The organism is Actinoplanes sp. L3-i22, assembly GCF_019704555.1.
Lineage (GTDB): Bacteria > Actinomycetota > Actinomycetes > Mycobacteriales > Micromonosporaceae > Actinoplanes.
Map to the genome: position 1 here is coordinate 4,576,364 of NZ_AP024745.1, position 11,312 is coordinate 4,587,675.

An 11,312-nucleotide genomic window follows, 5' to 3' on the forward strand; every position below is an offset into this window, starting at 1 on the left:
CACCGCGTCACGGTGTCTTGTGCGCGACGGCCAGCCGAGTCCGGTACTGCTTGGTGATCTGCCCACCGTAGACGTCATCGATCAGGTGGGTGAGGCACGCGAACAGTCCGTTACGGGCCTGCGGTTCCAGGGCTCGATTGCCGGAGTAGGTCATGAGCAGGTTCAGGTATTTGTCGGCCGTGTAGCTCTGCTGCCATTCGTAGCGACGGAACTCCACCGGGCCGAACCGTCCCGAACGCTCGAACTCCGCCGCCTCGTCCGGGGTCTCGTCATCGTCAGTCAGGCGCAGGTCCGGCGGTGTCGTGGGGTCGAAGCGTTCGTAGCATCGTTGCGCGTCGGCGAAGAAGGCGTTCGTCCCGCCGGCGATGTGGTGGGTCGAGACGATGCCGAGGGCTCCGCCGGGCCGCAACAGGTCAGCCACCTTGATCATCCGGACGTCGGGGTCGAGCCAGTGGAACGCCGTCGCGGACAACACCGCGTCGAAAGTTCCGTTTGACGCTTGCCAGTCCTCGAACGCGGATGCGACGACGGTGACGTCCGGGAACTGTGTGAGATTGCGCCGGGCGATGCCGGCCATTTCCGGGCTTAGGTCCATCGCGACGACGGCGCATCCGAGTCGCGCCAGGGGCAGTGTCGCCTGGCCGGTGCCGCACCCGATCTCCAGCACCCGGGCGTGTGGCCCGAGACCGGCGAGTCCGGCGAGGTCGGCGAACATCCGCGGTGGATAACCGGGACGGCATCGGTCGTAGAGTTCGGCGTCCTCGCCGAACGTGGTGCGCAGCATTTCCCGATCGGTGTCGGTCATGATGGCCGGTTATCCCTTTCAGACCGCGCCGAGCACGTGCTGGATGCCGGTCACGGCTGCGCCCTGCGCCCAGTCGTTGAAGGTGTAAGGGGTGACGGTGATGTCGAGGCGGCAGCGCTGTGTCTCGTGCGGCCCGGGCCGAAGCCGGTCGGCGACGGTCTCGGCCATTGCCGGGGACGCGGCGAACGTCGCGACGTCCTCGCCGGCGAGGACGATCCGGGTGGTCTGCAGGGCGCCGGCGAAGGTGGCGGCGAGGTGCCCGAGGGCCCGGGCGGCGCCGTCGATGAGAGTGATCGCGGTGTCGTCGCCGGCTGTCCGGCGCTCGACGAGCTGGGCCAGCGTGACCTGCCGTCCGGCTCGGGCGGACGCATGTCGTTCCAGGTCGTCGCGGTTGAGGTGGGCCGCCACGCAGCCGGAGTGCCCGAGGCCGCAGAGCGGGCCGTGTCCGTCCACGGGCGCGTGGGCGAGCAGGTGGCCGTTGTCGATGAGTTGTTCGACGACCTGACCCTCGCGGACGACGCCGAAGCCCAGACCGGCGCCCACGGTGATGACACCGAAGGTCGCATGGGTACGTCCGGCGCCGAACCACAGCTGTTCGCGCGCCAGGGCCGTCACATCGTTGGTGATGACCACCGGCAGACCGGTTCGTTGCCGTACCGCGGTGGCCAGGTCGACGTCCCGCCAGCCCAGGAAGGTTCCCTCGCGCACGACGGACCGGTTGTCGACCACGCCGCCGAGCGAGACGCCGATGCCGTCCAGGGAGGGGACCCGGCGGCGCAGCCGGGCGACCAGCTGGGCGAGCACCTGCACGGTTGCCGTGACCGGGACCGTGCCGTCGGCCAGCCGCGCGGGCAGGGCGGCCCGCGCGGTGGCCTTGACATCGCCGAGCATGTCGCACACCACGCCGTACGCCGTGGTGTCGGTGATCTTGCAGCCGGCGACGTGCCGGGCGCCCGGCACCACGGACAGGATCTGGCGGGGCCGGCCGACCCCGGGAACCGGCTCGACCTCCTCGGCGACCAGACCTTCCTCGACCAGGACGCGAGCCAGCCGCGACATCGAGGCGGGGGAGACCCGCAGGTAGTCGCCGAGGTCGCCGCGAGTGGCCGGCCCGTGGGTGAGGAGATGGCGGGTCACCGCCAGCGCGCCGGTGGACAGGCGTGCGTCCGCCGCGGACGGCGCGGTGCTGCTCGTGGTCACGACCTCCAGGTTACGGATCGACTCTTGCCAGTGGATGGAGATGTGATTAGTTTCAATCTGATTGAAAATAATTGATGTTGGGGGTGTCGTCATGCCACGTCCACCAAATCGACCCCTGCTGATGGTCCTCGCCCTGCTCGCCGGCACCGTCCTCGCCGGCTGTTCGGGCGACAGCCGCACCACCCTCACGTTCTTCCAGTTCAAGCCCGAGGCCCAGCAGTACTTCCAGGACCTCGCCGCGCAGTTCGAGCGGGCCAATCCGGACATCCGGATCGTGGTCGACAACCCGGCCGACCCCGAGACCGCGCTGCGAACTCGGCTGGTCAAGAACGACGTGCCGGACGTCATGACGTTGAACGCCAACGGCACGTTCGGCGAGTTCGCCAGCGCTCGGATCTTCCGCGACTTCCGCGACGACCCGGTGCTGACGAACGTCACCCCGGCCTACCTGTCGGTGATCGGCAATCTCGGCGCCGGCTCCAAAGGTGAGGTCAACGGCGTTCCGTTCGCCGCCAACGCCAGCGGCCTGCTCTACAACGAGGAGCTGTTCGCCCAGCACGGCGTGGCCGTGCCGACCACCTTCGACGAGCTGATCGCGGCCGCCGAGAAGTTCAAGGCGGCCGGCGTCACACCGTTCTACGGCATGCTGGCCGACGCCTGGACCGCTCAGTCCCCGCTCGCCCCGCTGTCGGCCCAGCTACAACCGGCCGACTTCTTCCAGCAGCGCTTCCAGGATCGGACGACGTTCGCGGCCGGCTGGCGCGAGACCGCCGAGAAGCTCGCCCGGCTCTACCAGTTCACCCAGCCGGACCCGCTGTCCAAGGGCTACGAGGACGGCACCGCCGCGTTCGCCCGCGGTGAGTCGGCGATGCTGCTGCTGGGCAGCTACGCGGTGCCGCAGATCCGCGACTCCAAGCCCGGCTTCACGGTGGGCAGCATGGCCCTGCCGGCCAGCGACGACCCGGCCAGAACCACACTGGTCTCCGGCGTCGACGTCGTGATCACCGCCTCCCGTGCGGGGGCACACCCGGCCGAGTCGAGCAAGTTCATCGACTTCCTCATGGGCCAGAAGGTGATGCAGGACTACTGCAAGGCGCAGGTGGCCATCCCCACCCTGAAAGGGCTCAGCAACAGCGACCCGGCCCTGTCCGGGGTGCAGAACTACATCGACTCCGGCCGCATCGTCGGTTTCACCGACCACCAGTTCATCCAGGCCATCCCGCTCAGCGCGCTACTGCAGGAGTTCCTGATCGGCGGCGGCGAGGACAACTTCCTGCGCAAGCTCGACGACGACTGGAACAAGGTGGCCAAGCGGCGCACCTGGGGCCTGGGAGCGGTGATCGCGTCATGACCATGCAGACACCCACCCGGCCGGACACCCGTGCCGGCCAGGACGAGCCACCCCGCAGGACCGGGGTGCGGCTGGCGAACGCGTACTACCTGATGGTTTTGCCGGCGTTCCTGCTGTTCTTCGTCTTTCACACGATCCCGGTGATCCAGGGCGTCTACTACAGCTTCACCGACTCGCCCGGGTACGGCCCGGCGAACTTCGTCGGCTTTCGCAACTACCTCGCCCTGTTCACCGATCCGCGGGTGCTGCACGCGTACTGGTTCACGTTCCTGATCGCGGCGGTGGCGACCGTCCTGGTCAACATCGTGTCGCTGGGCATCGCGATCGGTCTCAACGGGCGGATCAAGTTCAAGAACGGGCTGCGCGGCATCTACTTCATCCCGAACGTGCTGGCCATCCTGGTCGTCGGGTACATCTTCAACTACCTGTTCTCCAACTCGCTGCCCGCACTGGCCGAGAAGATCGGCATCGACGCGCTGTCGACGTCGCTGCTGACCAAGGCCAGCACCGCCTGGATCGCCATCGTGATCCTCGCGGTCTGGCAGTCGGCCGCCTTCAACATCATCATCTACATCGCCGGGCTGCAGACCGTGCCGACCGAGATGTACGAGGCGGCCAACCTCGACGGGGCGTCCGCATGGCGGCAGTTCCGCAGCATCACGTTCCCGATGATCGCCGGCTTCTTCACCATCAACATGGTGCTCTCGCTCAAGGGCTTCCTGCAGATCTTCGACCACATCGTCGCGCTCACCGGCGGCGGCCCGGGCACCGATACCGAATCGGTCGCCCTGCTCATCTACAAGGGCGGGTTCCAGGGCGGCGAGTACGGCTACCAGAGCGCCAACTCGGTCATCTTCTTCATCGTGATCGTCGGGTTCTCCATCGTTCAGCTCCGCGTGCTGCGACGCCGGGAGGTAGAGGTCTGATGTCCACCACGGCCACGGAAACCAGAGACCTCATCGGGCGCGACCGCCGCCGGCGCCGCCGGGAGGGCGGTGGCACGAGCGTCAACTGGTGGCTCACGGCACTGCTCAGCGTGCTGGCGCTGACCATCGCGATCCCGCTCTACTTCGCTGTCGTCACCGCGCTCAAGACCACCGACCAGCTCGGCGGAACCGGCTTCGGCCTGCCCACCGACATCCGCTGGAGCAACTTCGCCGACGCGTGGCACCTGACCGATTTCCCGACCACCGCTCTCAACAGCGCGATCATCACGGTCGGCGCGGTCGTGCTGACCCTGCTGACCAACTCGATGGTCGCGTACGCCATCGCCCGCAACATGAACCGGCGCCTGTTCAAGGGCCTCTACTTCTATTTCGTCTCGGCGCTGTTCGTGCCGTTCCCGATCATCATGCTGCCGGTCGCCAAGGAGACGGCGATCCTGCACCTGGACAACCGGGTCGGGCTCATCCTGCTGTACGTGGTGTACGGGCTGGCGTTCAACATCTTCATCTTCACCGCCTACATCAACAGCATCCCGGTGGCGCTGGAGGAGGCGGCGTCGATCGACGGCGCGTCCACCTGGGCGGTGTTCTGGAAAGTCATCTTCCCGCTGCTGGCCCCGATGAACGCCACCGTCGGCATCCTGACCTGCCTGTGGGCCTGGAACGACTTCCTGCTGCCGCTGGTCATCCTCTCCGATCCCGGGTCGGCGACGTTGCCGCTGGTGCAGTACGTGTTCCAGTCGCAGTTCCAGACCAACTATCCGGCCGCCTTCGCCAGCTACCTGATGGCGATGGCGCCGCTGCTCATCGTCTACGTGTTCGCCCAGCGCTGGGTCATCTCCGGGGTCACCCGCGGGGCGGTCAAGTGACCTCGCACCTGATCGGGACGCCCGGCGCCACCGGCATGGTCCTGACCGAGCACCACGACCGGCTGCCGACCGTCGCCTGGTGCGGCGTGGCCGACCCGGCGCTCACCGCCGGCGACCTCGCCGCACTGGGCCCGGCCGGGCTGTCGATGCTGCCCGAAGGCTCGCACGTCTGGTACGGGCGGGCCGGACTGTCCGGCCACCGCGGCGCCGGCGAGCCGGGAGCCTGGTCGACCCGGTTCACGCCGGCGTCGCTGCGGGTCACCGCGGACGGCGCGACGTGCGAAGCGAGCGACAAGCAGGCCGGTCTGGCCCTGCTCACCCAGGTGCAGGTGGTGCCCGGCGGTCTGCTGCGGATCCGGCACACGCTGACCAACACCGGCGCCACCGACTACCTGCTCGAGGCACTGGACGTCGTGATCCCGGTCCCGGAACACGCCGCCGAGTCGCTCGACTTCACCGGCCGGTGGGCCCGCGAACGGATCCCGCAACGGCGGCCCATCACCGACGGGCTGTGGCTGCGGGAGAACCGCCGGGGCAAGACCGGCCACGACGCGGCCACGGTGCTCGTCGCCGGCACGCCGGGGTTCGCCTTCGGCGCAGGCCAGGTGTGGGGTGTGCACGTGGCCTGGAGCGGCAATCACCGGCATCGGCTCGAACGTGTCCCGCTCGCCGACGGCAGCGCGAGCGTCACCGCCATCGGCGGGGGCGAGTTGCTCCTGCCGGGCGAGGTGACACTGTCGCCGGGGGCCAGCTACGCGACGCCGTGGGTGTACCTCGGCGCCGCCGACGACGGGCTCGACGGGCTCGCCGCCCGCTTCCACGACTATCTGCGCTCGCTGCCGGCCCACCCGCAGGGCGAACGGCCGGTGACCCTGAACGTGTGGGAGGCCGTCTACTTCGACCATCGGCTGCCCGTGCTGCGCGAGCTGGCCGACCGGGCGGCCGGCATCGGAGTGGAACGCTTCGTGCTCGACGACGGCTGGTTCGGCGGGCGCCGCCACGACCGCGCCGGCCTCGGCGACTGGACCGTCGCGCCGGACGTCTGGCCCGACGGCCTGGCCCCGATCTGCGACCACGTCCACGCTCTCGGCATGCAGTTCGGGCTCTGGTTCGAGCCCGAGATGGTCAACCCCGACTCCGAGCTGTTCCGGGCCCACCCCGACTGGATCCTCGCCACCGCCGGCCGCCGGCCGCCGCAGGAACGGCACCAGCAGATCCTCGACCTGGCCCAGCCGCAGGCGTACGCCCACGTGCTCGAGCAGATGACCGCGGTGCTCAGCGCTCACCGGATCGACTACGTCAAGTGGGACCACAACCGCGACGCCGTCGACGCCGGCTCGGCCGTCGTCGACGGGCGGCCGGGCGTGCACGCGCAGACCGCCGCCTTCTACCGGCTGCTCGACAACCTTCAAGACCGATTCCCGTACGTCGAATGGGAGAGCTGCGCCTCCGGCGGCGGCCGGATCGACCTGGAGGTGCTGCAGCGCGCCCAGCGGGTGTGGACCTCCGACCAGAACGACGCGCTGGCCCGCCAGGCCATCCAGCGGTGGACGACCCAGCTCGTCGCGCCCGAATACCTCGGTGCGCACGTCAGCGCCCCGCGGTCACACCAGAGCGGCCGGACCCTGCCGCTCGACTTCCGGGCCGCCACCGCCCTGTTCGGCCACTTCGGCATCGAGTGGGACCTGACCGCCGCCACCGCCGCCGAGCTGGCCACGCTGGGCCGCTGGATCGAGCTCTACAAGACCCACCGCCGGCTGCTGCACACCGGCAGGACCGTCCGCCTCGACAGCGCCGTCACCGATGCCTGGGTGTACGGCGTGGTCGCGCCGGACCGATCCTCGGCCGTCATGGCCTACGTCCAGCTCGACGAACTGCCCCGGGAACCGCCGAGGTTCCGGATTCCGGGTCTGTCCCGGACGGCCCGCTACCGCGCCGAGCGCATCGACCCGGCCACCCGGCCCGCGTACGAGCTGCCCTCGGTTCTGGTCAGCGGCGCGGCCTTGGGCGACATCGGTCTTGCGGGCCCGCCGCCGGCCCCGCTGTCCTCGGTAGTCGTCCTCCTGACGGCGCAGCACTGACGCGGCGGACGAGGTGCTCGGCGCGGCGAGAACGATCTCGCCCAGATCGTCCACGCCGCGATCCACGACATCCGGCCGGCCCGCACCTGCACGCCGAGGTCACCGGGCCCGGCAGGTACCGGCAGTGGCTACTGCTGCGATGGACGCTGTACGCGCTGGTCAGCGGCGGTAGAAGCGGAACCAACCGCGCAGGGCCCAGGCGGCGCGGGCGGCGGGGAAGGCCAGCAGGACGAGCAGGGTGGGGAGATTGTCGATCGGGTGGGAGCCGGACAGGGCCTGCAGTTCGGCCGGGTCGACGACGCCGGTGGTCAGGGCGGCAATGATGCCCAGGCAGGCGAGCACGTTGAGGAGATACCCTAGCGGGCTCCTGCTGAACGGTGACCCGAGGCGGTCCGGGCCGGCGGTCGTGCCCGATGGGTTGATGGTGGGAAGCCGCAGCCGGGGCCGCGGGATGCTCGTCGGGTCGCGCGGCGCCATCTCTTCCCGCCGGCCGGCCGGGATGCGCTGGTCGAGAGCCGGGATCGCGGTGGCCAGGCGGTGGAACAGGGTCGGTTCGAGGTGGAGCTGGACGCCGTCGGCGCCGATCAGGTGGCGGGCGCCGTCGGGCCAGGCGCGGACGGTGGCGCAGTCATCGAAACGTACGGTGGCGATCGTGTCGCCTTCGATGATGCTGGCGCTGTCGTCTCCGACGACGGCCCGGCTGCCGGCCGGGTTGGCGAGCGAGGGATACATGGTCATACGGCCTCTCCCGTCTAGTACGTGACGTAGCGGCGGACGATGCTGACGGCCGGGCCGGCCGCGCCCAGCAGGGCGTCCGCGATGCCGGGCAGCCCGGCGGACAGGCCGTTGGCCCGCAGCCGCGACCGCCGGAACGAGCCTGAGGCGTCGTCGGACGAGTAGGCCCACGGAAGCTCGGACGCGTACGGGCCGAGCATGGCGAACATCTGTTTCGCGGCGACGCGGTCGCCGGCCAGGCTGAACGCCATCGCGAAGGAGTTGACCACCTGGACCCAGCCGATCGTGCGCTGGAACGCGGGGTGACGTACCGAGCGGTCGGCGGCCTCCTCGATCTCGGTGCGGATCGGCGCGCCGCGCAGACCGTGGCCGTCCAGCACCAGCTCCAGGTAGTAGTCGACGATGAGCACCGCGCTGTGGGCGCCGTCCGGGGCGGCGCCACCGGCGGTCCGGGCGAACTGCTGCGCCGCGGCCCAGCTGCCGCCCCACTTCGGGCACAGCTGCTGCAGCAGCTGGGACTGGCCCGGCAGGTGGTGCGGGTCGAACGCGGCCAGGCAGTCGTACCGGTACCGGGCGTGGTGGATGCCCATCTCCAGGCCGCGGACGGTGAGCAGGCCGGCCGTCCACAGCGCGGGATCGTGAGCGGTCCGGGTGAGCCCGGCGTGCAGAACGCGCTCGGCCTCACCCAGATAGCGGTGGAACACCTTGAACTGCCGCGCGGACACGTGCCGGGCCCGGGCGCCGCTGCGGACCTGCCAGCCCTGGCGGATCAGCTGGAACGCCCGGGTCGCGGCCGCGGTGGCATCGTCCGGGTCGGCGTCCAGGGCCCGCACGGCGAGGTCACCGAGCCGGTCGTCGCCGGCGAGCAGCCGGATCAGGTGGGTGCGCGCCTGCGGTTCGGCGCCGTCGACGGCCCGGCGCACACCGGCCCAGTCGTCGGCAGCCGCGGCCTTCACCAGGGCTTTCGCCTCCGGGTAGGGCGCGGTGGGGGAGAGTCGCACGGCGAACTTGTCGAGCACGAGCGCAGAGCATAGGCGACCAAGATCAAGTCCGGTACCCCCATCCGGCGGCCGCCCGCAGCGCGGCTTGCCGGGCGGGCCGGACAGGCTGCGGGTGCGCGGGCAGGTAGACGCCCGCATTGAAGCCGGCGATGGTGGTGCTGCTCGACCACGGCTGGTTGCCGGGGATCTGGTGCGTCCAGTCGCCGCTCGCGTTGCCCACCACCAGCAGGCGCCCGCCGACCCCGAGAAGATCCATGCTTTGGGTACGGGCGTCGCCGCCGGCCGGGTCGACGATCACGTCGAATTTCTCCCCGTCCTCAGACCTGCCGCCGGTCTGCCCGCGACGACTGGACCTCAGGTCCTGGAACGTTCATTTTCCTGCGCGTATGCAGTCATCGTCGTGCACACGTCGTCGAGGAAGCGGCTGAACTCGGCCAGCAACTCGGGCGGATATCTGCTCATCATCGTGCCCATGCGCTCGGTGAGCGGGTCGAAGAAGCGATCGACCATCGCGTCGACGCCCGCGGTGGGGCGCAGCGTGACCACCCGCCGGTCCGCGCTGTCTCGTGTGCGCGTCACGTGGCCGGCGGCTTCGAGCCGGTTGAGCAGTGCCGAGGTCGCTCCCGGGGTCAGGCCGATGTGCTGACTGAGCTCGACCTGGGTCAGCGGTGCGCCGCGGTCCTGCGCCGCGAGGATCTCCACCAGCGCCGCGGCGTCGGTGGTGTGCAGCCCCGTCCGCGCGCCGAACTGGCGACCGAGCTCCCCGAAGACCGTCCCGTGCTCCCGTAGCCCCAGCAGCAGCCGATCGCGCTGCTCGTCAGTGGGGTTCGAAGCCTCGGGCACTGGCGTCTCCTCTGTTCCCGGCCGGGCAAGTCACGAAATGGTATCACCGCAATATAGTTCTACCGTGTGATAGTTTCACCGTAGAACTAGTGGGGGAGATGGCTCATGGCAGCACAAGCAGCGGCCCGCAAGTGGTGGGGCCTGATCGGGATCGCACCCGGGTCGTACCTCGCCGCCGGGTTGCTTGTTCTCGGCGTCGTGGCGACCCTGCTCATCCCGGCGGCTCACCCCGTCCCGGAGCTGCAGCTGAGTGGGGAGCGGGCATGACACGCCGGCCAACCGTGCTCATCGCCGGCGCGAGTATCGCCGGACCTGCCCTGGCCTACTGGCTCGATCGCTACGGCTGGGCGACCACTGTTGTCGAACGTGCTCCTGAGTTCCGGACCGGCGGCCAGAACATCGATGTCCGCGGTGCCGCCCGTGAGGTGCTGCGCCGGGCCGGGATCGAGGACGCCGTCCGGGCAGCCACCACCGGTGAGCTCGGCACCCGGTTTCTCAGTGAGCACGGCAAACTGATCGCCGAATTCCCCGTCCAGCGTTCGGATACCGCGGGTGCCACCGCGGAGGTCGAGATCCTGCGTGGGGACCTGGCCCGGATTCTGGTCGACGCGACCGCCGGGCGGACCGAATACCGCTACGGGGACGAGGTCACCGCGCGCCGACACCGGATCGGAGGTCGACGTGACGTTCGCGAGTGGGCGGCAGGACCGCTTCGACCTGGTCGTCGCGGCGGACGGCCTGCGGTCATCTACCCGGCGACTCGTCCTTGATCCTGCCGACGTCTCCATCCGGCCGCTCGGGATGGAGGTGGCATACCTGAGCATCGCGCGCCGGCCCGACGACACCGACTGGTGGAACTGGTACAGCGCGCCCGGCGGCCTCGCCATCACCCTGCGCCCCGACCGGCACGGCACGACCCGGGCCGTACTTTCCGCCGTCATTTACGACCGTCCCGACGCCGGCGGCCGTTCCCTCGCGGAACAGAAGGACCGGCTGCGCCGGCAGTTCCGGGGCGTTGCGGGACCGGCACAGCGAGTCCTCGACGCCCTCGATGACTCCGCCGACCTGTACTTCGAGTCCCTCGCCCAGATCAAGGCGACCCGCTGGTCGCGTGGCCGTGTCGCGCTCACCGGCGACGCAGCATGGTGCGCAGCCCCGGTGAGCGGGATGGGTACCACGCTGTCCATCGTCGGCGCCTATGTCCTCGCCGGGGAGATCGCCGGCCACGCCGAGCACCGCGAGGCGTTCACCGCCTACGAACGGGTCATGCGGCCCTTCGTCGACCGGGCTCAGCGGCTTCCGCCCGGTGTGCCGCGGATCGCGAATCCGCGTACCTCGGCCGGGCTCGCGGTCCTCCGCGCGGGACTCCGGCTCGCCGCTACCCCGCTGGCCGCCAAGATCGGCGGTCGCGTTTTCACCCCGCCGGCCGACCGGATTGACCTGCCTGACTACTCACATCTCGATCAGGGCCGATGATGGGGGC

The 11,312-nt window shown here is 70.0% G+C and carries 13 protein-coding genes; 7 read left to right on the forward strand and 6 right to left on the reverse strand.

The window, feature by feature from the left end; genetic code table 11:
* Positions 1 to 7: 7 nt before the first annotated feature.
* Complete coding sequence (locus L3i22_RS20280) at positions 8 to 784, reverse strand: trans-aconitate 2-methyltransferase (RefSeq protein ID WP_255658434.1); 777 nt, start codon at positions 782 to 784, stop codon at positions 8 to 10.
* Between the two features lie 39 nt (positions 785 to 823).
* On the reverse strand, positions 824 to 2,005 hold the full coding sequence (locus L3i22_RS20285) for an ROK family transcriptional regulator (RefSeq protein ID WP_221328524.1): 1,182 nt from the start codon (positions 2,003 to 2,005) through the stop codon (positions 824 to 826).
* A 91-nt stretch (positions 2,006 to 2,096) separates the two neighbouring features.
* Between L3i22_RS20285 and L3i22_RS20290 the strand changes: the two genes are divergently transcribed.
* From L3i22_RS20290 to L3i22_RS20305, 4 genes are read left to right on the forward strand one after another with little or no spacing between them, the layout of a single operon-like run.
* Positions 2,097 to 3,356, forward strand: a complete 1,260-nt coding sequence (locus L3i22_RS20290) for an ABC transporter substrate-binding protein (protein WP_221328525.1) — start codon at positions 2,097 to 2,099, stop codon at positions 3,354 to 3,356.
* The gene (locus L3i22_RS20295) at positions 3,353 to 4,282 is read left to right on the forward strand and encodes a carbohydrate ABC transporter permease (RefSeq protein WP_221328526.1); all 930 of its coding nucleotides are present in this window, start codon (positions 3,353 to 3,355) and stop codon (positions 4,280 to 4,282) included. The genes L3i22_RS20290 and L3i22_RS20295 overlap by 4 nt, the downstream gene beginning before the upstream one ends.
* Entirely contained in the window at positions 4,282 to 5,169 is an 888-nt protein-coding gene (locus L3i22_RS20300; RefSeq protein ID WP_221328527.1) for a carbohydrate ABC transporter permease, read from the forward strand. Before L3i22_RS20295 ends, L3i22_RS20300 begins: the two co-directional genes overlap by 1 nt.
* Entirely contained in the window at positions 5,166 to 7,250 is a 2,085-nt protein-coding gene (locus L3i22_RS20305) for an alpha-galactosidase (RefSeq protein ID WP_221328528.1), read from the forward strand. Before L3i22_RS20300 ends, L3i22_RS20305 begins: the two co-directional genes overlap by 4 nt.
* A gap of 159 nt (positions 7,251 to 7,409) precedes the next feature.
* On the opposite strand, the gene L3i22_RS20310 is transcribed toward L3i22_RS20305, so the two are convergent.
* The 4 genes from L3i22_RS20310 to L3i22_RS20325 are packed head-to-tail and all read right to left on the reverse strand — an operon-like array spanning position 7,410 to position 9,829.
* Positions 7,410 to 7,988, reverse strand: a complete 579-nt coding sequence (locus L3i22_RS20310) for a hypothetical protein (RefSeq protein ID WP_221328529.1) — start codon at positions 7,986 to 7,988, stop codon at positions 7,410 to 7,412.
* A 14-nt stretch (positions 7,989 to 8,002) separates the two neighbouring features.
* Complete coding sequence (locus tag L3i22_RS20315) at positions 8,003 to 9,004, reverse strand: hypothetical protein (protein WP_221328530.1); 1,002 nt, start codon at positions 9,002 to 9,004, stop codon at positions 8,003 to 8,005.
* A gap of 25 nt (positions 9,005 to 9,029) precedes the next feature.
* The gene (locus L3i22_RS20320; protein ID WP_221328531.1) at positions 9,030 to 9,284 is read right to left on the reverse strand and encodes a hypothetical protein; all 255 of its coding nucleotides are present in this window, start codon (positions 9,282 to 9,284) and stop codon (positions 9,030 to 9,032) included.
* A gap of 56 nt (positions 9,285 to 9,340) precedes the next feature.
* Positions 9,341 to 9,829 carry a MarR family winged helix-turn-helix transcriptional regulator gene (locus tag L3i22_RS20325; RefSeq protein ID WP_221328532.1) on the reverse strand — a complete coding sequence of 163 codons (489 nt, stop codon included), beginning with the start codon at positions 9,827 to 9,829 and terminating at the stop codon, positions 9,341 to 9,343.
* A 105-nt stretch (positions 9,830 to 9,934) separates the two neighbouring features.
* Between L3i22_RS20325 and L3i22_RS20330 the strand changes: the two genes are divergently transcribed.
* Genes L3i22_RS20330 through L3i22_RS20340 form a run of 3 tightly spaced genes read left to right on the forward strand, consistent with a single transcriptional unit; the run spans position 9,935 to position 11,305 of the window.
* Positions 9,935 to 10,096 carry a hypothetical protein gene (locus L3i22_RS20330; protein ID WP_221328533.1) on the forward strand — a complete coding sequence of 54 codons (162 nt, stop codon included), beginning with the start codon at positions 9,935 to 9,937 and terminating at the stop codon, positions 10,094 to 10,096.
* A 14-nt stretch (positions 10,097 to 10,110) separates the two neighbouring features.
* The gene (locus L3i22_RS20335; RefSeq protein WP_221328534.1) at positions 10,111 to 10,599 is read left to right on the forward strand and encodes an FAD-dependent monooxygenase; all 489 of its coding nucleotides are present in this window, start codon (positions 10,111 to 10,113) and stop codon (positions 10,597 to 10,599) included.
* The gene (locus L3i22_RS20340) at positions 10,511 to 11,305 is read left to right on the forward strand and encodes an FAD-dependent monooxygenase (RefSeq protein ID WP_221328535.1); all 795 of its coding nucleotides are present in this window, start codon (positions 10,511 to 10,513) and stop codon (positions 11,303 to 11,305) included. The genes L3i22_RS20335 and L3i22_RS20340 overlap by 89 nt, the downstream gene beginning before the upstream one ends.
* Positions 11,306 to 11,312: the final 7 nt, after the last annotated feature.

What these genes read in the sequence shown, in the direction of transcription:
- L3i22_RS20280 (WP_255658434.1), bottom strand. Translation starts at nt 784, where the DNA reads ATGCTGCGCACCACGTTCGGCGAGGACGCCGAACTCTACGACCGATGC.
- L3i22_RS20290 (WP_221328525.1), top strand. Translation starts at nt 2,097, where the DNA reads ATGCCACGTCCACCAAATCGACCCCTGCTGATGGTCCTCGCCCTGCTC.
- L3i22_RS20295 (WP_221328526.1), top strand. Translation starts at nt 3,353, where the DNA reads ATGACCATGCAGACACCCACCCGGCCGGACACCCGTGCCGGCCAGGAC.
- L3i22_RS20300 (WP_221328527.1), top strand. Translation starts at nt 4,282, where the DNA reads ATGTCCACCACGGCCACGGAAACCAGAGACCTCATCGGGCGCGACCGC.
- L3i22_RS20310 (WP_221328529.1), bottom strand. Translation starts at nt 7,988, where the DNA reads ATGACCATGTATCCCTCGCTCGCCAACCCGGCCGGCAGCCGGGCCGTC.
- L3i22_RS20330 (WP_221328533.1), top strand. Translation starts at nt 9,935, where the DNA reads ATGGCAGCACAAGCAGCGGCCCGCAAGTGGTGGGGCCTGATCGGGATC.